Origin of the sequence: Vibrio sp. V09_P4A23P171, assembly GCF_963875615.1 — a bacterium.
Taxonomy (GTDB): Bacteria; Pseudomonadota; Gammaproteobacteria; order Enterobacterales; family Vibrionaceae; genus Vibrio; species Vibrio anguillarum.
Window position 1 is genome coordinate 87,280 of record NZ_CAWNMR010000055.1, and the last position, 19,431, is coordinate 106,710.

The 19,431-nt window shown below is 45.8% G+C and carries 21 protein-coding genes; 6 read left to right on the forward strand and 15 right to left on the reverse strand.

The features are described 5' to 3' along the window. Positions 1 to 6: 6 nt before the first annotated feature. The 15 genes from rpsS to kefG all read right to left on the reverse strand — a co-directional run bounded on the left by rpsS (position 7) and on the right by kefG (position 13,540). Complete coding sequence (gene rpsS, locus AACT23_RS14250; protein ID WP_010318762.1) at positions 7 to 285, reverse strand: 30S ribosomal protein S19; 279 nt, start codon at positions 283 to 285, stop codon at positions 7 to 9. 20 nt (positions 286 to 305) lie between these two features. Next, the gene (rplB, locus tag AACT23_RS14255; protein ID WP_013855922.1) at positions 306 to 1,130 is read right to left on the reverse strand and encodes a 50S ribosomal protein L2; all 825 of its coding nucleotides are present in this window, start codon (positions 1,128 to 1,130) and stop codon (positions 306 to 308) included. A gap of 16 nt (positions 1,131 to 1,146) precedes the next feature. Beyond that, positions 1,147 to 1,449 carry a 50S ribosomal protein L23 gene (gene rplW / locus AACT23_RS14260; protein WP_010318760.1) on the reverse strand — a complete coding sequence of 101 codons (303 nt, stop codon included), beginning with the start codon at positions 1,447 to 1,449 and terminating at the stop codon, positions 1,147 to 1,149. Further along, positions 1,446 to 2,048 (reverse strand): 50S ribosomal protein L4, encoded by a 603-nt coding sequence (gene rplD / locus AACT23_RS14265; RefSeq protein ID WP_010318759.1) that lies wholly within the window; start codon positions 2,046 to 2,048, stop codon positions 1,446 to 1,448. The genes rplW and rplD overlap by 4 nt, the downstream gene beginning before the upstream one ends. Before the next feature lie 16 nt (positions 2,049 to 2,064). After that, the gene (gene rplC, locus AACT23_RS14270) at positions 2,065 to 2,694 is read right to left on the reverse strand and encodes a 50S ribosomal protein L3 (protein WP_013855921.1); all 630 of its coding nucleotides are present in this window, start codon (positions 2,692 to 2,694) and stop codon (positions 2,065 to 2,067) included. A 14-nt stretch (positions 2,695 to 2,708) separates the two neighbouring features. Further along, entirely contained in the window at positions 2,709 to 3,020 is a 312-nt protein-coding gene (gene rpsJ / locus AACT23_RS14275; RefSeq protein ID WP_001181007.1) for a 30S ribosomal protein S10, read from the reverse strand. A 422-nt stretch (positions 3,021 to 3,442) separates the two neighbouring features. Further along, complete coding sequence (gene rlmB, locus AACT23_RS14280; protein ID WP_017042851.1) at positions 3,443 to 4,183, reverse strand: 23S rRNA (guanosine(2251)-2'-O)-methyltransferase RlmB; 741 nt, start codon at positions 4,181 to 4,183, stop codon at positions 3,443 to 3,445. A 17-nt stretch (positions 4,184 to 4,200) separates the two neighbouring features. Further along, positions 4,201 to 6,648: a ribonuclease R gene (gene rnr, locus AACT23_RS14285; RefSeq protein ID WP_094127465.1), complete on the reverse strand. Its 2,448-nt coding sequence runs from the start codon at positions 6,646 to 6,648 to the stop codon at positions 4,201 to 4,203. 161 nt (positions 6,649 to 6,809) lie between these two features. Beyond that, positions 6,810 to 7,445: a flagellar protein MotX gene (motX, locus tag AACT23_RS14290; protein ID WP_013855917.1), complete on the reverse strand. Its 636-nt coding sequence runs from the start codon at positions 7,443 to 7,445 to the stop codon at positions 6,810 to 6,812. A 218-nt stretch (positions 7,446 to 7,663) separates the two neighbouring features. Continuing rightward, a complete protein-coding gene (locus AACT23_RS14295; protein ID WP_013855915.1) occupies positions 7,664 to 8,962 on the reverse strand; it encodes an adenylosuccinate synthase in 1,299 nt (432 codons plus the stop codon). A gap of 129 nt (positions 8,963 to 9,091) precedes the next feature. Further along, positions 9,092 to 10,033: an isoaspartyl peptidase/L-asparaginase family protein gene (locus AACT23_RS14300; protein WP_017046741.1), complete on the reverse strand. Its 942-nt coding sequence runs from the start codon at positions 10,031 to 10,033 to the stop codon at positions 9,092 to 9,094. Between the two features lie 216 nt (positions 10,034 to 10,249). Then, entirely contained in the window at positions 10,250 to 10,840 is a 591-nt protein-coding gene (slyD, locus tag AACT23_RS14305) for a peptidylprolyl isomerase (protein WP_088732892.1), read from the reverse strand. A gap of 97 nt (positions 10,841 to 10,937) precedes the next feature. Next, positions 10,938 to 11,138 carry a YheV family putative zinc ribbon protein gene (locus tag AACT23_RS14310; RefSeq protein WP_010318749.1) on the reverse strand — a complete coding sequence of 67 codons (201 nt, stop codon included), beginning with the start codon at positions 11,136 to 11,138 and terminating at the stop codon, positions 10,938 to 10,940. A 31-nt stretch (positions 11,139 to 11,169) separates the two neighbouring features. After that, on the reverse strand, positions 11,170 to 12,969 hold the full coding sequence (gene kefB, locus AACT23_RS14315; protein WP_013855911.1) for a glutathione-regulated potassium-efflux system protein KefB: 1,800 nt from the start codon (positions 12,967 to 12,969) through the stop codon (positions 11,170 to 11,172). Further along, positions 12,953 to 13,540, reverse strand: a complete 588-nt coding sequence (gene kefG, locus AACT23_RS14320) for a glutathione-regulated potassium-efflux system ancillary protein KefG (protein ID WP_174223808.1) — start codon at positions 13,538 to 13,540, stop codon at positions 12,953 to 12,955. Before kefG ends, kefB begins: the two co-directional genes overlap by 17 nt. Positions 13,541 to 13,672: 132 nt before the next feature. Here kefG and AACT23_RS14325 point away from each other — a divergent pair, with 132 nt between their 5' ends. The 6 genes from AACT23_RS14325 (at position 13,673) to crp (ending at position 19,229) form a co-directional block, all read left to right on the forward strand. Then, a complete protein-coding gene (locus tag AACT23_RS14325) occupies positions 13,673 to 15,592 on the forward strand; it encodes an ABC transporter ATP-binding protein (RefSeq protein ID WP_013855909.1) in 1,920 nt (639 codons plus the stop codon). 1 nt (position 15,593) lies between these two features. Continuing rightward, entirely contained in the window at positions 15,594 to 16,073 is a 480-nt protein-coding gene (locus tag AACT23_RS14330; protein WP_013855908.1) for a TIGR02444 family protein, read from the forward strand. Positions 16,074 to 16,129: 56 nt separating this feature from the next. Then, the gene (locus AACT23_RS14335; RefSeq protein ID WP_017046746.1) at positions 16,130 to 17,137 is read left to right on the forward strand and encodes a hydrolase; all 1,008 of its coding nucleotides are present in this window, start codon (positions 16,130 to 16,132) and stop codon (positions 17,135 to 17,137) included. A 59-nt stretch (positions 17,138 to 17,196) separates the two neighbouring features. Next, the gene (locus tag AACT23_RS14340; protein WP_010318743.1) at positions 17,197 to 17,403 is read left to right on the forward strand and encodes a YheU family protein; all 207 of its coding nucleotides are present in this window, start codon (positions 17,197 to 17,199) and stop codon (positions 17,401 to 17,403) included. Between the two features lie 82 nt (positions 17,404 to 17,485). Beyond that, the gene (locus tag AACT23_RS14345; RefSeq protein ID WP_010318742.1) at positions 17,486 to 18,355 is read left to right on the forward strand and encodes a phosphoribulokinase; all 870 of its coding nucleotides are present in this window, start codon (positions 17,486 to 17,488) and stop codon (positions 18,353 to 18,355) included. Positions 18,356 to 18,596: 241 nt separating this feature from the next. Continuing rightward, positions 18,597 to 19,229 carry a cAMP-activated global transcriptional regulator CRP gene (gene crp / locus AACT23_RS14350; protein ID WP_010318741.1) on the forward strand — a complete coding sequence of 211 codons (633 nt, stop codon included), beginning with the start codon at positions 18,597 to 18,599 and terminating at the stop codon, positions 19,227 to 19,229. Positions 19,230 to 19,431: the final 202 nt, after the last annotated feature.

Below are 19,431 nucleotides of genomic sequence, written 5' to 3' on the forward strand. Positions count from 1 at the left end.
TACTCCTTAGCGCTTCTTAGCTTTCTTATCCGCAGCGTGACCACGGTAAGTACGAGTTGGTGCGAATTCGCCCAGTTTGTGACCGATCATTTCATCAGTGACAAATACTGGAACGTGCTGACGACCATTATGGACAGCGATGGTCAAACCAATCATTGATGGAATGATCATTGAACGACGGGACCAAGTCTTAATAGGCTTTTTGTCTCCGCTTTCCACCGCTTTCTCTACCTTCTTCAGCAAGTGTAGGTCAATAAATGGACCTTTCTTGAGAGAACGTGGCATGGCTTATCCTCTTATATAGATTACTTATTACGACGACGTACGATGTACTTGTCGGTGCGTTTGTTGCTACGAGTCTTGAAGCCCTTAGTAGGCATACCCCAAGGAGATACTGGGTGACGACCACCAGATGTGCGGCCTTCACCACCACCGTGTGGGTGGTCAACCGGGTTCATTACTACACCACGTACAGTTGGACGTACGCCGCGCCAGCGTGAAGCACCAGCTTTACCTAGTTCACGTAGCATGTGCTCAGAGTTACCAACTTCACCGATTGTTGCACGGCCTTCAGAAAGTACTTTGCGCATTTCACCAGAACGTAGGCGGATAGTTGCATAAGTACCGTCGCGAGCGACAAGTTGAGCATATGCACCAGCCGAACGAGCTAGCTGTGCACCTTTACCAGGCTTAAGTTCAACACAGTGAATAGTAGAACCCACTGGGATGTTGCGCATTGGCAGAGTGTTACCTGCTTTAATTGGCGCATCAACACCAGACTGGATTGTATCACCAGCTTGAACACCTTTAGGTGCGATAATGTAACGACGCTCGCCGTCTGCGTACAGAACTAGAGCGATATTTGCGCTACGGTTTGGATCGTATTCTAGACGCTCAACTTTCGCTGGGATGCCATCTTTAGTACGTTTGAAGTCAACCAAACGATAGTGTTGCTTATGACCACCACCGATATGACGTACTGTGATACGACCGTTGTTGTTACGACCACCATTCTTAGAGTTTTTCTCTAGAAGAGGTGCGTATGGCTTACCCTTGTGTAGGTCAGCGTTAACAACTTTAACGACGTGACGACGACCAGGGGAAGTCGGCTTACATTTAACAATAGCCATTATTCAACTACTCCTGTTATTCCGCGCCGCCAACAAAGTCAAGATCTTGACCTTCTTTCAAAGTCACATACGCTTTTTTAACGTCGCTGCGGCGACCTTGGCGTAGACCTTGACGTTTGGTCTTACCCTTAGTGATAAGAGTATTTACAGACTTAACTTCAACTTCAAATAGCTTTTCTACAGCTGCTTTGATCTCTTTCTTAGTTGCATCTTTTGCTACTTTGAAAACGATAGTGTTCGCTTTCTCAGCAGTCATAGTTGCTTTTTCAGAGATGTGCGGTGCACGTAGAACTTTTAGTAGACGCTCTTCACTGATCATGCCAGCATCTCCTCAACTTGCTTAACTGCTTCTGCAGTCATTAGAACCTTGTCAAACGCAATTAGGCTAACTGGGTCAAGACCCGCTACGTCACGTGCGTCAACTTTATATAGGTTGCGAGCAGCTAAGAATAGATTCTCGTCTACTTCGCCAGTAACGATGAGTACATCGTTAAGCTCAAGTTCTTTAAGCTTAGCTAATAGCTCTTTAGTTTTTGGTGCTTCTACTGAGAAGTTATCAACAACGATTAAACGCTCTTGACGAACTAGTTCAGAAAGAATGCTCTTCATAGCACCGCGGTACATTTTTTTGTTTACTTTTTGGCTGTGATCTTGTGGTTTCGCAGCAAAAGTAACACCACCTGTACGCCAGATTGGGCTACGAATTGTACCAGCACGTGCACGGCCAGTACCTTTTTGACGCCATGGCTTAGCGCCACCGCCAGAAACTTCTGAACGTGTCTTTTGAGCACGAGTACCTTGACGAGCACCTGCTGCATACGCAACAACTACTTGATGTACAAGGGCTTCGTTGAACTCACGTCCGAAAGTAGTTTCGGAAACAGTTAGTGCGTTAGCACCTTTAACCATCAATTCCATTACTTACTCCTAGACGTTATGCTTTAATAGCTGGTTTGACGATCACGTTAGCGCCAGTTGCACCTGGTACTGCACCTTTAATAAGAAGCAGATTGCGCTCAGCGTCAACACGTACGATCTCTAGGTTTTGAGTCGTTACACGCTCAGCACCCATGTGACCTGCCATTTTTTTGCCTTTGAACACGCGACCTGGAGTTTGACATTGGCCAATTGAACCCGGTGCACGGTGAGACAAAGAGTTACCGTGAGTCATATCTTGGGTACGGAAATTCCAGCGCTTAACAGCACCTTGGAAACCTTTACCTTTAGATGTACCAGTAACGTCTACTTTTTTAACTTCGTTGAAAAGTTCTACATTTAGCTCAGTGCCAACTTCAAACTCTTCGCCGTTTTCTAAACGGAATTCCCAAAGACCGCGACCAGCTTCTACACCTGCTTTCGCAAAGTGACCAGCTTCTGGTTTAGTTACACGGTTGGCTTTCTTAGTACCAGTAGTTACCTGGATTGCTGCATAGCCGTCAGTCTCAAGAGTTTTCACTTGAGAAATACGGTTTGCTTCAACCTCAACAACAGTTACTGGGATAGAAACGCCTTCTTCAGTAAATACGCGGGTCATACCCACTTTACGTCCGACTAGACCAATCATTCTTCTAATCTCCCTTAACCTAGGCTGATTTGTACGTCAACGCCAGCAGCTAGATCTAGGCGCATCAGTGCATCAACAGTTTTATCTGTTGGCTCAACGATGTCGATTAGACGTTTGTGAGTACGAATTTCGTACTGATCACGAGCATCTTTGTTGACGTGTGGAGAGATAAGAACAGTGAAACGCTCTTTACGAGTAGGAAGTGGAATAGGACCACGAACCTGTGCGCCGGTACGCTTAGCTGTTTCAACGATTTCCGCTGTAGAAGCATCGATTAGTTTGTAATCGAACGCTTTTAGGCGGATACGGATACGTTGGTTCTGCATGAGACAGAGCTCCAATAATTAAAAATTACACAAACAATATCGCCACTCAAACTCGTTAAAACGAGAGAATGCCGATTGATTTATGTGAAACCGTAGTGCCAAAATTAGGCACATTGTCAGTTAATTTTCGATTAACTTTAATCTATTACTAAACGCAACAGAGCTAATTGTATTAACTGCGAACATAAGCTGAGTATACGTTACTAAACTAACAGCTAGGTCAGTTTACTCCTCACTGCTCATTGGTTCACAACTGGATTTAACCAGTGCGGTGCATTATACAGATCACCATTACACATGCAAGCGCTGTGTAGAAATTAAACTTATAAACTATCTATTTCTTCTTTCACTGAGGAAGTATAGAAGGGATAGAAAGATGAGGTGAGCACTCACGACCCTATCCTTTTATCCCTGTTGCACAATTATACAGCTTGGCGCTGTCTCACTGCTTCAAACAGACAGATCCCAGCCGCTACTGATACGTTTAGGCTAGAAACGGTGCCCGCCATCGGTATTTTGATCAGATCATCGCAGGTTTCGCGCGTTAAACGGCGCATACCATCCCCTTCAGCGCCCATAACAATCGCAAGGGGCCCTGTCAGTTTGGCTTGGTAAATGTCATGCGTCGCCTCACCGGCAGTGCCAACAAACCATACGCCTTGTTCTTGAAGGGCGCGCATGGTACGTGCAAGATTCGTCACTCGTACTAAAGGCACAGTTTCAGCAGCGCCACAAGCGACTTTGCTGACCGTTGCCGTCATTGGTGCTGACTTATCTTTCGGTACGATCACTGCAGCGACCCCGGCAGCATCGGCGTTACGTAAGCATGCGCCGAGATTATGCGGATCGGTAACACCATCCAAAACAAGTAATAGCGGTTGTTCATGCTGTGCGATGATTGCTTCTAAATCATGCTCATTAAGCTGTTTTGCTGGTTTTACACGAGCAATGATGCCCTGATGATTCGCCCCTTGAGCCTTGTCATCCAATGTTTTACGTCCCATCTGTTGAATAGAGACACCGCAATGTTGCAGTTCATTTAACAGTGGAAGCAGGCGATCATCTTGTCGCCCTTTCAGTACAAACGCTTCTATCAATCGCGCTGGATCTTTTTCAAGTACAGCGCTGACCGCGTGAATACCATAAATACATTCGTTACTCATGATTTACCCATTGATCGTTATTTACTAGCACGCGCTTTATTTGCTTTGGCCGCGGGTTTCTTTTTGCGTGCTTTTGTTGTTTTGCTTTTTTTCCGTTCAGGTTTTGAGCCTTCACTACTTTTTTCATCTGGGCGTTTAGTCGCTTCAACTAAAGGAGTAGCCTTTCCTTTACTTGACGTCACCTTCTTGCCACGTGCTTTCTCTCGTGCATCCGTTGCACGTTTCTTCGCTGTCTTGCCTTCTCCGCGCAGCTTACGGCTAGTGCCCACGATTTCAAAGTCAATTTGACGATCATCCAAGTTGACGGATAACACTTTGACTTTAACGGCGTCACCTAAGCGATAGATGTTGCCAAAACTTTCGCCGATCAATCGTTGTCCCACGGGATCAAATTGATAGTAGTCATTCGCTAGCGTTGAAATATGGACCAATCCATCAATGTGCAACTCAGTTAAACGAACGAAGAAACCGAAACCTGTCACGTTGGCTATGACTCCATCAAGCTCTTCGCCTACATGATCTTGCATGTATTCACACTTGAGCCAATCAGATACTTCACGCGTCGCATCATCAGCACGGCGTTCTGTCATTGAACATTGCTGACCATAGAAGTCCATGTCATCAAAAGAGTAGTGATAACCACCTGTAGTTGTCCAACGGTCGGTGTGATTGCCCGATTCTTTGGCAATCAAATATTTAATTGCGCGGTGCACTAGGAGATCAGGGTAGCGACGAATAGGTGAAGTAAAGTGCGCATAGCGTTTGAGCGCTAAACCAAAGTGACCACAGTTATCTGCGTTATACACAGCCTGCTTCATGGAACGCAGTAACATGGTTTGGATCAACTCTTTGTCTTGGCGCTCACCAATCTGTTTCATTAAGTTAGCGTAATCGGTTGGCGAAGGCTCTAGCCCACCCGCTAAGTTCAAACCAAGCTCGCCTAAGAAATCCCTAAAACCGGTCAAACGCTCTTCTCCCGGTGATTCATGGATACGGTACAGAGCGGGCTCTTTCGCTTTTTCCACCAGCGATGCTGAAGCAATATTAGCGAGGATCATGCACTCTTCGATTATTTTGTGCGCATCATTACGGACAACAGGTTCAATGCTATCGATTTTACGCTCAGCATTAAAAATAAACTTAGTTTCAATCGTTTCAAATTCAATACCGCCACGCTCATCACGCGCTGCTTTTAGCACCTTATACATCGAATAGAGTTCTTCAAGATGAGGAACCACGGCTTGATAACGTTCGCGTAGCTCTTCATCCCCTTCAAGAATGGCGTGTACTTTGTTGTAAGTTAAACGGGCATGAGAGTTCATCACGGCTTCGTAATGTTTGTAACCCGAAATTTTGCCCGTTGCAGAGACTGTCATCTCGCACACCATGCATAGACGGTCGACTTGTGGATTAAGTGAACAAAGACCGTTCGACAGTACTTCCGGTAGCATAGGGACGACTTGCGATGGGAAGTAAACTGAGTTACCACGGTTGATCGCTTCTTTATCAAGAGCCGTGTCGGGGCGCACATAATAACTTACGTCAGCAATCGCAACCCAGAGACGCCAGCCACCACCTTTTTTGGCTTCGCAATAAACCGCATCATCAAAGTCACGCGCGTCTTCACCATCAATAGTCACTAAAGGTAATTGACGCAAATCCACGCGCCCTTGCTTCGCCTCTTCTGGAACTTCTTCTCTCAGGTTTTCGACTTGCTTTAATACTTCTTGCGGCCACTCATGAGGGATCTGGTGAGTGCGAATCGCTATTTGTGTCTCCATACCGGGAGCCATATTTTCCCCAAGTACTTCAACAACCCTTCCTGTCATTCCTCTTGCTCTGGCACCGCGATCGGTAATTTCAATCACCACCACGTTCCCCATGCGAGCTCCGCCTTTGTGCTCATTAGGGATCAAGATGTCTTGAGTGATGCGTGAATCATCGGGCACGACATAAGAGTAGCCATTTTCGAGGAAGAAACGCCCAACAAGTTGGGTTTTACGTTCTTCCAAAACTCGGACCAAACGCCCTTCTTTACGGCCTCTTTTATCCGTGCCTGTCGGTTGTACCAGCACGTAGTCGCCATGAATAATGGTACGCATTTGGTGATGAGGTAGCAAAACATCGTTATCTTTGCCAACGCTGCCATCAGGACGAACCCACCCATGACCATCTTTATGTCCGATTACGTGACCTTTGATCATTTCCAGTTTTTCTGGCAATGCATAGCATTGGCGACGAGTAAATACCAATTGGCCATCTCGCTCCATCGCACGCAAACGACGGCGTAGCCCTTCGTATTGCTCTTCACCAGATAAACCCAATGCCTCAAAAAGATCATTACGATTCATCGGTACATTGGCTTCGGTTAGAAATTCGAGGATGAATTCTCGGCTTGGAATTGGATTTTCGTAATTGCTAGATTCTCGATCCGCAAAAGGATCGTTATTGATAATTTCAGACATAGGCAGACCTGCTAAAGCAAGGAGAGATAGCCAGAGTATAACTGACTCACGGCAGAAGCTACAGCAGCGTATTGATTATTATAGGCTAATGCGTTAGAGGAAAAGCGTAGAAATGACTTCGCCCAACCGTGTGGGCGAAATAAAAAAAGCAATAATGAAGGCTACCAAAACGTATCTCTGCGCTTGGCTCGCGCAACCACATTTTGTGGCATTCGCTGCTCTAACCCCTGCCGGAGCATAGAGATCCGAGAATGTATTCTTTGATCGATAGTCACCGAATTATAGAGCCAGCGATAAGCATCTTCATAATCAAGCGGGCTGCCATAATCACGCAGCAAAAGCTCAGCTAGATGGATACGAGCATTAATATTGCCCATCGCAGCGGCTTCACGCAGATAGGGAATAGCTCGCTCTTTATCCTGCTGTACTAAAGTACCACGCGAATAATAACGCCCAAGCTGCTCTAACGCAGCGGGTAAACCTTGATGAGCTGCATTTTCCATATAGTACAAGCCAAGTTCGACATCTTGATCTACACAGACCCCCCACGCTAGCATATCTCCATACAAAAACTCGTAGGAAGGCAGGCTGATGCGAGTAGCACGCGCAACAATATCTTCTACCAATTGGCAGTTGTCGGCCTTGACTTGCTCTAAATGTTTATTTTGCTCAATTAACTTGATTAGTTCAGCTTCGGTGTAAATAGGGACTGGCTCACCCACTTCCGCCACGTTGGCATGACTCAAGGATGAGGTCAGCGCTAAAAACAATGAAGCTGCTACCGTTCGTAGCTTCATACCTGCACTCTTTATGTCTATCGATAGCCTTAAAATTATAGCCTCAGTTTCATCTAGGGCTGGGCTTGATAACTTTATCGACCAGTGCGGCAAACTCTTTAGACAAAATTTGCCGTTATTCGGCCATTTATTGCCACACCAAGGACAAAATATCATCAATACAGGTATAAAAAAACCGGCTCTGAAAGCCGGTTTTAAAAACGTTTATCAATCAACCATTAAACTGAAAATGGGTGAACCTTGATAATGGTTTCGTTACGATCTGGACCTGTAGAAACGATGTCAACAGGTACACCAGTCAACTCTTCAATACGTTTGATGTAATCAAGCGCCGCTTGTGGCAGGGCATCAATTGATTTAGCACCGAAAGTATTTTCAGACCAACCAGGCATAGTTTCGTAAATAGGTGTTACCGCTTCAAAAGCGTCAGCTGCCATTGGTGATACTTGAGCAATTGAGCCATCTGGCATTTGGTAACCCGTACAGATTTTTAGCTCTTCTAGACCATCAAGTACGTCAAGTTTAGTCAAGCAGAAGCCTGTGACTGAGTTAATTTGAATGGCGCGACGCATCGCTACCGCATCAAACCAACCACAACGGCGCTTACGGCCTGTTGTTGCACCAAACTCATGGCCTTTCGTGCCTAGGTGATTACCGATTTCATCATCCAATTCGGTTGGGAATGGACCTGCACCAACGCGAGTACAGTAAGCTTTCGCGATACCTAGAATATAACCTAGATGACGAGGGCCGAAACCAGAACCTGCAGCAACACCACCAGCAGTCGTGTTAGAAGACGTTACGTATGGGTATGTACCGTGGTCGATATCAAGCATAGTACCTTGCGCACCTTCGAACATGATTTTGTCGCCACGCTTACGCGCTGCATCAAGTTCATCGGTCACGTCGATCACCATCGAAGTCAACAAATCAGCATAGCCTTGTGCTTGCTCAAGTACGGATTCGTAGCTTACTGGTTCAGCTTTGTAAAAATGCTCAAGTTGGAAGTTATGGAACTCCATCACTTCTTTTAGCTTTTCTGCAAATGAAGCCATATCGAACAAGTCACCAACGCGTAAACCACGACGAGCCACTTTGTCTTCATAAGCAGGACCGATACCACGACCTGTCGTACCAATTGCTTTTTTACCACGAGCCGTTTCACGAGCTTGGTCAAGCGCAATGTGGTAAGGAAGAATAAGTGGGCAAGCTTCAGAAATGAAAAGACGTTCGCGGACTGGAATACCACGCTCTTCTAGAGGCTTCATTTCATTGATTAGTGCGTCAGGTGAAAGCACAACACCGTTACCGATGATGCATTTCACTTTATTGCGAAGAATGCCGGATGGAATTAAATGAAGAACGGTTTTTTCACCGTCAATGACCAAAGTGTGGCCTGCATTATGGCCGCCTTGGTAGCGAACCACGTATTTTGCATCTTCAGTTAAAAGGTCTACGATTTTACCTTTGCCTTCGTCACCCCATTGGGTGCCTAGAACGACTACGTTATTTCCCATCTTTCCAAGTCTGATTGCTAGTTAAAAAAGGATTCTAGCACCGAATCCTTTTCCTTGCAGTCCTTTTTTAAACACGAAAATGTCATAAAAATATAACTTAATAAATGATTCAGTTATTAGACACGTAAGTTACTCATCCGAATATATTTTTACGATTAGCTCTCCTTGACGATCAACACAAGCACGGTACATACCAGAACTGTTCATTGCAAAATGAATGTCGCCTTGCGCATCAATGGCGATCAATCCACCCTCACCACCGAGCGTTTTAAGTTCACCCTGAATAATGGTTTCACATGCGGTATGAACATCTTCTTTTAAATAACGCATGCGAGCGGCAACGTCACTGGCAACCATTTTACGAATGAAATATTCCCCCATGCCCGTTGTCGATACCGCCACATTGCCATTTTCAGCCACCGTTCCTGCACCGATGATGGGAGAATCGCCGACGCGACCAAATTTTTTATTTGTGATGCCACCGGTACTAGTAGCAGACGCAAGGTTGCCTTGTTTATCCAATGCAACTGCGCCAACAGTGCCAAATTTCTTGTCATCTGGGAATTTTGCTTCCGACAAAGCAAATTGATTGTTGCTTTTCATCGCTAGCAACTGTTCATAACGACGCTCAGTAAAAAAGTAATCTTGTTCTGTATATTGATGCCCTTGAGTAAAAGCAAACGCTTCTGCGCCCTCACCAATCAACAACACATGATCACTGTGCTTCATTACATCACGCGCGAGCTGCACTGGGTTTTTAATGTGCCGAACCCCAGCGACCGCGCCTGCGTCCATCATTTTGCCATGCATGACAGAAGCGTCCATCTCCACCATCTCTTGATGCGTTAACACCGAACCTTTTCCTGCGTTAAACAACGGAGAGTCCTCAAGTATTTTCACAGCCTCAACCACCGCATCCAGTGCATCACCACCTTGTGCCAGTACTTGATGCCCCGCTCGGACAGCACTTTCTAGCGTGTTCAAAATATCGCGCTTTAATGATTCGCTCATCTGTTGACGAATGATGGTTCCGGCGCCGCCATGAATTGCTATAGCAAAAGGTTGTGACATGAGAATTCCTTAACTTAATAAATTGAGAGGCAATACACTTCTGTTCTACACATTAACGATACCCAAATAACTTGAAGTTGCAGGTAGGCGGCAAGTGAGTACTGTAATAATTAACAAGCAACAAAAAAGCGCTAATCGCATGACGATTAACGCTTTCCATTTCATTGTATCAGTCGGTTATTACTGCCTACTTTGGCACTACCAACCAAAAAATGATTAATGTGAACCGCAGCTGCCGCCACCGCAACAACCTTCTTTTTTCTCACCATGGTCATGGCCTTCACCACCACAGCAACCACCTTCATGATCGTGGTCATGGTCGTGGCCATGTCCACAGCCACCAGCTTGGTGAATGTGACCATGTTGGATCTCTTCTTCAGTTGCAGCGCGAATCGCAACGACTTCTACATCAAACGTTAATGTTTGGCCAGCCAACATGTGATTACCATCAACTACTACTTCGTCACCATCCACTTCCGTGATTTCAACTGGAATTTGGCCTTGGTCAGTATCCGCTAGAAAACGCATACCCACTTCAATTTCATCAACGCCTTGGAAAACTTCAGCAGGTACACGTTGTACAAGCTCATCGTTGTATTCACCGTACGCTTCTTCAGGAGCGATAGTTGCTGTGAACTTATCGCCCACAACTTTTCCTTCTAACTCATTTTCAAGGCCAGTGATTAGATTGTTGTGACCGTGAAGGTAATCTAGTGGTGCATCAACTGTTGATTGGTCTACGACTGCACCATCTTCCAATACTAATTGGTAGGCTAGGCTTACAACCACGTTCTTTTCAATTTTCATAACAACTCCAAGGAGGTTTGTTCCTAGGTTGTCATCTTCAAACCTAAGAAATCGATCGGTATGAGGCGTATTATGAAGATCTATTCCAGAAACTCAATTATTCTGGTTTAAAAATCCCGATCATCTCTTGCCGAGCATGTTCACTTTTTTCTACAGATTTGGGCTTTCGCTGCTCATGGTAGTCGCACTCGACACACTCAACGAGCTCTATGTTGTTTTCAACCCACCAGCGCAGAGTATCTTGTGACTGACAACTTGGGCACTTTGCACCGGCAATAAAGCGTTTTTTCTGTTTCACGTTACATCCTACAACTGAATATTGATTGGCGTTATTTTTCCCAATAATGACGAGATTGGCGATCATTATCCATTTCACGCCCAAATATTTCTTCCAGCTCTTTACGTGCCTCTTTGGCGCGCAGTGCGAGTTGTTTGTCTTGGTTATGTTGCGGTAGCAGCTCTTTGAGCATCGCATTATCGAGTTTTCTAAAATGTGCTTCGGCGCGCTTGGCTTGGTAAGGGTGCATGCCCAATTCGACCAGTACTTGTCGGCCGAGGTCCAAAGCGCCTAAGAAAGTTTCCCGCGAGTATTTATCGACCCCATGGCTGAGTAACTGATACGCCTCTACCCGGCTACGAGCGCGAGCTAAGATCTTTAACTGCGGGAAATGGTGCTGACAAAGTTCCACAATTTTCATCACTTCATCGGGCGCATCGGTACAGATGACAATCGCCTCAGCTTCTTCTGCACCCGCGGCGCGCAACAGTTCAAGTTGAGTCGCATCACCATAAAAAACGTTATAACCGTACTCTCTCAATAATTTAATTTGACTGGCATCGCTTTCTAATACGGTAATTTTAATCTTATTGGCGTACATCAAACGCCCTACAATTTGCCCAAAACGGCCAAAACCCGCAATGATGATTTGCGGCTGTTTATTGACGACATCGGAATGCATCTCATCGTCACTGCTGAGGTTCAATTTTCGCGCAAACCATTTGTCCTGAATCGTCAGTAATAAAGGTGTGGTGACCATCGACAGACTGACCACAACGAGCAAAAAGGCCACTTGATCCGGTGATAGCACGCCCTGTGCGCTTGCCGCAGTGAAAATCACGAACGCGAACTCGCCGCCTTGGCTGAGGATCGCCGCCATTTTGCTGCGTGCTTTAGAACGCGTACCCGATAAACGTGCGAGGAGATAAAGGATTCCTCCTTTCAGCACCACTAGACCTAATACAGCCGCCAACACTTGCAGCGGCGCTTGCGCCAATAAGCCCAAATTAACCGCCATTCCAACGGCAATAAAAAATAGCCCGAGCAATAACCCTTTAAACGGTTCAATCGCGATCTCAAGTTCATGGCGAAATTCACTTTCTGCCAGCAACACACCAGCAAGGAAAGTACCGAGCGCCATTGACAAGCCAAGCTGCTGCATTAACAGTGCAATCCCAATCACCAACAATAAGGCGGCAACGGTAAAAAGTTCACGCACACCACTGGTCACAATATAACGAAACAGCGGGCTCAATAGAAAATGCCCCCCGACCAGCAAAGCGGTAATGCCACCCAACATCCAAATCACATCTAACCAGCTTCCACCGGCGTTGCCTGCCAGTAAAGGCAAAAAGGCCAACATCGGGATGACAGCGATATCTTGAAAAAGCAGTACCGCAAAACCAGACTGGCCAGCTTCACTGCGTGTTAGCCCTTGCTCTTCAATTACGCGTAATGCGATTGCTGTCGAAGAGAGCGCAAGGCCCATACCAATCACTAAACTACTTTGCCAGTTAACGCCTAATAGATAAGCAATACTGGCGATGACTAAGGTACTTACCACTACCTGCGCGCCACCCAAACCAAGGATCGGCCCACGCATCTGCCATAATTTTTTGGGGTTTAATTCCAGCCCAATCAGAAACAGCAGCAGCACCACGCCAAATTCAGCAAAGTGTAATATGGCTTGCACATCACTGATTAAACCCAGCCCCCAAGGGCCTATGGCTACACCAGCTAACAAATAGCCGAGCACCGAACCCAGCCCTGCACGCTGAGCAATCGGTACGGCCACCACAGCCGCGGTTAAAAACACCACGCTGCTTTGTAAAAAATCACCGCTTAACGCCATCAAGCTCTCCTTGTGTGGCCAGTGGGTGTTGCAACCAGTGTCGATAATGCTCAGCGTGTTGATAGCGCTCCATATCACTCACATTACGTGACCAGTAGAGAACTAACGGTTCCATCCAGTTCATACAACACAGAGCCGCGGTTAATTCAAATGGTTGGAGAATTTGATCCAGTGGGTATTTGTTGTAGCCCCGCTCATCAAACGCTTCTTTTTTTCCGCCCGTGGTGATGACGCTACGCCAGTATTTACCATGCAACGCCGTCTGTCCGCCGAAGGCAAACCCTTTGGCAAGCACGCGATCAAACCACTCTTTGAGTAGCGCTGGGCAGGAATACATATAAAGAGGGTGTTGAAACACAATCACATCATGCTCAAGTAGTTTTTGCTGCTCTGCGTGCACATCGATAAAAAAATCGGGATAGGTTGCATACAAGTCATGCACAGTGACGTGAGAAAGTGACGCAATATTGTGCAGCATAGTTTGATTGGCGATGGAGTTTAATGGCTCAGGATGCGCATAAATCACCAATATTTTAGGTGTAATTTGGTCAGGCATGACGGTGGTGGACATTTTTGTCTGCGCTCCCAATAGTTATCAATATGTTATTAAGCATAATAACGCAATTTGCATAATGATCGACATTTATCCTTATTGCCCCTACTATTCCACGCGATAACGTCTCGATATGAAAAATAGATTTTTATGATTACCTTCTCTGATATTCAATTACTGCGCGGCGGTAAACCGCTCCTTGAAAAGGCCTCTGCAACTATCCAGCCGGGCGATAAAGTTGGCCTAGTAGGCAAAAATGGCTGTGGCAAATCAACGCTCTTTGCCCTACTCAAAGATGAGCTATCTATTGACGCAGGCTCCTTCAGTAAGCCAGCTCACTGGGAACTGGCTTGGGTTGCCCAAGAAACTCCGGCTCTTGATCGCAATGCGATTGAATATGTCATCGATGGCGATCGTGAATATCGTGAATTAGAGCGACGCCTCAGCGTTGCTGAAGAGGCAGACCAAGGAACCTTGGTTGCAGAGCTGCATGGAAAAATTGAAACCATCGGCGGATACAGTATTCGTGCCCGTGCTTCTGAACTGCTTGATGGTTTGGGGTTTAGCCAAGAACAGATGGGATGGAGTTTAACGCAATTTTCGGGTGGTTGGCGGATGCGCTTAAACTTAGCGCAAGCGCTGTTGTGCCGCTCGGATTTACTGCTGCTTGATGAACCAACCAACCACTTGGATTTGGACGCCGTCATGTGGCTTGAACGTTGGTTACAAAACTATCCCGGCACCTTGATCTTGATTTCCCATGACCGCGATTTTCTTGATCCGATCGTCGGACGCATCATCCATATCGAAAATCAAACCATGAATGAATACACCGGAAACTACTCATCGTTTGAAAATCAACGGGCGCAAAAACTGATCTTGCAGCAAGCCATGTACCAGAAGCAGCAAAAGCAGATGGTGCACATGCAAAGCTACATCGACCGTTTCCGCTACAAGGCCTCCAAAGCTCGCCAAGCACAAAGCCGTATCAAAGCGTTGGAACGAATGGAAAAAGTGCTGCCAGCTCAATTTGATAACCCATTTAATTTCGAATTTCGAGAGCCTTCAGCACTGCCTAACCCAATCATGATGATGGACGAAGTCTACGCTGGGTATGGTGAACGTTTAATTTTAGAAAAAATTCGCCTCAACCTTGTACCGGGAAGCCGTATTGGATTACTCGGGCGTAATGGTGCGGGTAAATCAACATTAATTAAATTGCTCTCCGGTGAGTTAAAACCGCAAGGCGGCGATCTCACTTATTCGCAAGGTGTAAAAATTGGTTACTTTGCCCAGCATCAGTTAGAAACACTGCATCCAGAAGAGACCCCTCTGCAGCACATGATGCAAATCGCCCCAGATAAAAACGAACTTGAGCTGCGTAATTATCTGGGTAGCTTTGGTTTCCAAGGCGACAAAGCGCTAGAAAAAATCGCTCCGTTTTCCGGGGGTGAAAAGGCTCGCTTAGTGCTTGCGCTAATTGTGTGGCAAAAACCGAACTTGCTGCTGCTTGATGAACCCACCAACCACTTAGACTTGGATATGCGTCAAGCCCTAACGTTTGCCCTGCAAACCTTTGAAGGCGCGATGGTCATCGTCAGCCATGATCGCTATCTACTGCGCGCAACCACCGATGACTTGTACTTGGTGCACGATCGTCAAGTCGCGCCTTTCGATGGGGATTTGACCGACTACTACAAGTGGCTGACAGAACAACAGAAAGCGGAACGTAGAGAAGTTCAATCTCAGCAACCTGCCAAAGACAGCAGCAACAGTGCCGCAGCCAAAAAAGATCAAAAGCGCCGAGAAGCGGAATTTCGCATCCAAACCGCACCAATTCGCAAAAAACTGACACAACTCGAAGCGAAAATGGACACATTGAACGCGGCACTGGCGCAAACTGAAGCGCAATTGTCTGATACTTCGCTGTATGAAGCCGAAAACAAAGCTAAACTTACCGAAGTGATTGCGCTTCAAGCTCGCAGTAAATCGGCACTTGAAGCGATCGAAATGGAATGGATGTCGGAACAAGAGACACTCGAACAACTAGAGCAGGAATTCAGTCGCTAAGATGAGCCAAGAGCACGTACGATTATCACTGACCTTAGAACGCTTATGGCAATTCAGTTTGCAATACTACAGCGTGCGAGAAGTGAAAGAGGCGTGCTTAAGTTTACAAAATAACTTCCACGGCAACGTCAACTTATTGCTGCTACTCAAATGGCTTGATGAGCAACAAGTGACGGTTGCCGATGCTGACTGGCAAAATGTCACTCAATGTATCGGCCGTTCAGAAGCGCTGCTGCACAGTTACCGAGAGTTAAGACGACGTTTGAAAAGCATGGTGCCAGATACGCTGTACCGCGAGGCGCTGCAATTTGAGCTGCAGCTTGAAAAGCAGCAGCAAGCTGACCTCGTGGAATGTATCAACGCATTGGCATTGCAGAATAACCATGATGAACAATTAACGCTGCGTTACTGTCGCCAGCTTGGCTGTGAGCATTTGCATCTCGCTTTTAAAACCCCGGCGCCTCATTCTCAAAAACCGTAACTACATCAATTGCTCGCTCGGTGTATACTGGTCGCAATTCATAAAAATAATACGCTATGGTTATGACTTCATTTATCGCTGCTACTGGACTAACAAATCCACACCTTCAGACTCTGCTTCCTCGTTTGTTGCGCAAACGCGCACGTTTTGAGCCGCTGTGGCAAACGCTGTTTACACCTGATGGTGATTTTTTAGACCTTGCTTGGAGTGATGATTGGCGCTCAGAGCGAGTACAAAATAAACCCCTATTTATCTTGTTTCATGGCTTAGAAGGCAGTTTTCATAGCCCGTATGCCAATGGCTTAATGTACGCCTTCGCACAGCAGGGGTGGTTATCGGTCATGATGCATTTTCGCGGCTGTAGCGGCAAACCGAACCATCTGGCACGTGCTTACCATTCTGGTGAAGTTGAAGATGCACGCTTTGTGCTCGAATACATACGCAAGCAATGCCCGAATCGACCTATCGTGGCAGTGGGCATTTCTCTTGGCGGCAATATGTTGGTTAATTACTTAGCACAATATAATCACGACCCGATCGTTAGCGCAGCAACCGTTGTCTCCGCTCCGCTCGATCTGGCAGCGTGTTCCACACGCATTGAACAGGGATTTTCAAAGGTTTATCGCGCTTACTTACTGACATCATTGAAAAAAAATGCACTAAAGAAACAGCATCTTTTACATAATGAGTTAGGTATTTCTAACCATCAAATTAAACACATCAAAAAACTTTACGAATTTGACGATCTCATCACCGCGCCTTTGCATGGTTTTCAAGATGCGCAGGATTACTACCAGCAGTGCTCAGGCCTTTCAAAGTTGACACAAATTCGCGTGCCGCTACAAATCATTCAAGCGCAAGATGATCCCTTTATGACGGATGCCGTGATCCCCAAATTTTCCTTACCAGAGAACATCAATTACCGCTTATTTACCCAAGGTGGCCATGTCGGTTTTCTCAGCGGTAGCGCGCTTAAGCCTAAATTTTGGCTCGAAGAAGCACTTCCAACCTATTACGAAAACCTGCGTCACGGCAACCCTATTGACCATCAATGCAACGCATGATTAATCACATATCGCTTTAAATCGATACCCTTTTCTCCATGACAGTTTAAGAGGTCGTCATGCTTATTCCTTGGCAGCACATTGCGCCTGAAACACTGGATAATTTGATTGAAACGTTTGTATTACGCGAAGGTACTGATTACGGAGAGCAGGAAGTACCATTGCAGCAAAAAATCGAGCAAATAAAGAAACAGCTCGCAACAGGGGAGGCGATCATCGTCTATTCTGAGTTGCATGAAAGTGTGGATATTCAATTGCGTAAATAATTTCAGCTCAAAACAATCTACTCTTTTCGTGCTATATTGCAGCCATCGATAACAAGTACGTTACATACAGACAGGGTTTGTCATGTCAGCAAAACATCCAATTATCGCTGTCACCGGCTCGTCCGGTGCCGGTACAACTACGACCTCAGAAGCCTTTCGCAAAATGTTCAATATGATGAACATTAAACCAGCATGGGTTGAAGGGGATAGCTTCCATCGCTTTACACGGCCAGAAATGGATGTGGAAATTCGTAAAGCGCGCGAACAAGGGAAGCACATCAGTTACTTTGGTCCACAAGCCAATGATTTTCCTGCATTGGAAGAATTTTTCCGCCAATATGGGAAATTAGGCACAGGCCAAGTTCGCCGCTATCTACACTCTTTTGACGAAGCTGTGCCCTACAATCAAATGCCCGGCACCTTTACTCCTTGGCAAGATTTACCGGAAAACTCGGATGTGATGTTTTACGAAGGTCTTCATGGCGGTGTAGTCGATGGTGATGTAAACGTCGCGCAGCATGTCGATTTTTTGATAGGCATGGTGCCAATCGTTAACCTTGAGTGGATACAAAAGTACGTGCGTGATACTCGTGATCGAGGCCATTCACGTGAAGCGGTGATGGATTCCATCGTCCGTTCGATGGATGATTACCTCAATTACATCACCCCCCAATTCTCACGAACTCACATCAACTTCCAACGGGTACCGACGGTTGATACTTCAAACCCACTTAACGCCAAGGGCATCCCTAGTTTGGATGAAAGCTTCGTCGTGATCCGCCTGCGCGGCATAAAGAATGTTGATTTCCCCTATCTGCTCGCCATGATTGATGGCTCTTTTATGTCGCGCCACAACACCATTGTGGTGCCGGGTGGCAAGATGAGTTTTGCGATGGAATTGATCGTCAGACCGATCCTGCAACAATTGATTGAAACAGGTAAAATTGGCTAAGTGATCGGACAAGTTGACGGTTACTTTTCATACCGTGATCATGTGCACAGTTTTGCGTAAAAAATCATGCCACTGACACGATTAAAATCAAGAAATCGTTTCTGAAAAAGGATACTATCCTTAACCGAAACACAAGTTAGCTTGCAGCATTTGGAAAGTGCTCTTATCCTAGTAAGCTTATTTTAGGCTTAGCTACAATATGGAAAGCGGCAAGCGTACCCTGCAGAGGAAGTGAGATATTATGGTTCTAGGTAAACCTCAAACCGATCCAACACTAGAGTGGTTTCTTTCACACTGTCATATTCATAAATACCCATCGAAAAGCACGTTGATTCATGCGGGCGAAAAAGCAGAGACGCTGTACTACATCGTCAAAGGCTCGGTAGCGGTATTGATTAAAGACGAAGAAGGTAAAGAGATGATCCTCTCTTACCTAAACCAAGGTGACTTTATCGGTGAACTTGGTCTATTCGAAGAAGACCAAGAGCGTACTGCTTGGGTTCGTGCAAAATCTCCTTGTGAAGTTGCGGAAATTTCATTTAAGAAATTCCGTCAGCTTATCCAAGTGAACCCAGACATCTTAATGCGTCTGTCTGCACAAATTTCTCGACGTCTACAAGTCACCAGTCAAAAAGTGGGTGATTTAGCCTTCCTAGACGTGACGGGTCGTATTGCACAAACGCTACTCAACCTAGCGAAACAACCTGATGCAATGACGCACCCAGATGGCATGCAAATCAAAATCACCCGTCAAGAGATCGGCCAAATTGTAGGCTGTTCTCGTGAAACTGTGGGACGTATTTTGAAGATGCTCGAAGAGCAGAATTTAATTTCTGCCCACGGTAAAACTATCGTGGTGTACGGAACTCGTTAATTCTCAAACACAAACACCTTGATTAAAGAGCCAGTTTTACTGGCTCTTTTTTTTATTTCGCCAACTCTTTGAATTATTTCCATTCGCTTAAATTATCTCTCATCCGTTCATCACTTAAAAAAATCTGAACTATACTAATTTCACAGATAAAAATACCTAACGTATTGACATAGTACGTAATAATCTCGATGTGAATGGTGGG

Excerpts from the sequence above, each read along its gene's own strand:
- rplC (WP_013855921.1), bottom strand. The coding sequence starts at position 2,694 with ATGATTGGTCTAGTCGGACGTAAAGTGGGTATGACCCGCGTATTTACT.
- AACT23_RS14330 (WP_013855908.1), top strand. The coding sequence starts at position 15,594 with ATGAGCCAAGAGCACGTACGATTATCACTGACCTTAGAACGCTTATGG.
- rplD (WP_010318759.1), bottom strand. The coding sequence starts at position 2,048 with ATGGAATTGATGGTTAAAGGTGCTAACGCACTAACTGTTTCCGAAACT.
- AACT23_RS14325 (WP_013855909.1), top strand. The coding sequence starts at position 13,673 with ATGATTACCTTCTCTGATATTCAATTACTGCGCGGCGGTAAACCGCTC.
- crp (WP_010318741.1), top strand. The coding sequence starts at position 18,597 with ATGGTTCTAGGTAAACCTCAAACCGATCCAACACTAGAGTGGTTTCTT.
- rplB (WP_013855922.1), bottom strand. The coding sequence starts at position 1,130 with ATGGCTATTGTTAAATGTAAGCCGACTTCCCCTGGTCGTCGTCACGTC.
- slyD (WP_088732892.1), bottom strand. The coding sequence starts at position 10,840 with ATGAAAATTGAAAAGAACGTGGTTGTAAGCCTAGCCTACCAATTAGTA.
- AACT23_RS14335 (WP_017046746.1), top strand. The coding sequence starts at position 16,130 with ATGGTTATGACTTCATTTATCGCTGCTACTGGACTAACAAATCCACAC.
- rpsS (WP_010318762.1), bottom strand. The coding sequence starts at position 285 with ATGCCACGTTCTCTCAAGAAAGGTCCATTTATTGACCTACACTTGCTG.
- rnr (WP_094127465.1), bottom strand. The coding sequence starts at position 6,648 with ATGTCTGAAATTATCAATAACGATCCTTTTGCGGATCGAGAATCTAGC.
- AACT23_RS14295 (WP_013855915.1), bottom strand. The coding sequence starts at position 8,962 with ATGGGAAATAACGTAGTCGTTCTAGGCACCCAATGGGGTGACGAAGGC.
- rlmB (WP_017042851.1), bottom strand. The coding sequence starts at position 4,183 with ATGAGTAACGAATGTATTTATGGTATTCACGCGGTCAGCGCTGTACTT.
- rplW (WP_010318760.1), bottom strand. The coding sequence starts at position 1,449 with ATGATCAGTGAAGAGCGTCTACTAAAAGTTCTACGTGCACCGCACATC.
- kefG (WP_174223808.1), bottom strand. The coding sequence starts at position 13,540 with ATGTCCACCACCGTCATGCCTGACCAAATTACACCTAAAATATTGGTG.
- AACT23_RS14300 (WP_017046741.1), bottom strand. The coding sequence starts at position 10,033 with ATGTCACAACCTTTTGCTATAGCAATTCATGGCGGCGCCGGAACCATC.
- AACT23_RS14345 (WP_010318742.1), top strand. The coding sequence starts at position 17,486 with ATGTCAGCAAAACATCCAATTATCGCTGTCACCGGCTCGTCCGGTGCC.
- kefB (WP_013855911.1), bottom strand. The coding sequence starts at position 12,969 with ATGGCGTTAAGCGGTGATTTTTTACAAAGCAGCGTGGTGTTTTTAACC.
- AACT23_RS14340 (WP_010318743.1), top strand. The coding sequence starts at position 17,197 with ATGCTTATTCCTTGGCAGCACATTGCGCCTGAAACACTGGATAATTTG.
- motX (WP_013855917.1), bottom strand. The coding sequence starts at position 7,445 with ATGAAGCTACGAACGGTAGCAGCTTCATTGTTTTTAGCGCTGACCTCA.
- rpsJ (WP_001181007.1), bottom strand. The coding sequence starts at position 3,020 with ATGCAGAACCAACGTATCCGTATCCGCCTAAAAGCGTTCGATTACAAA.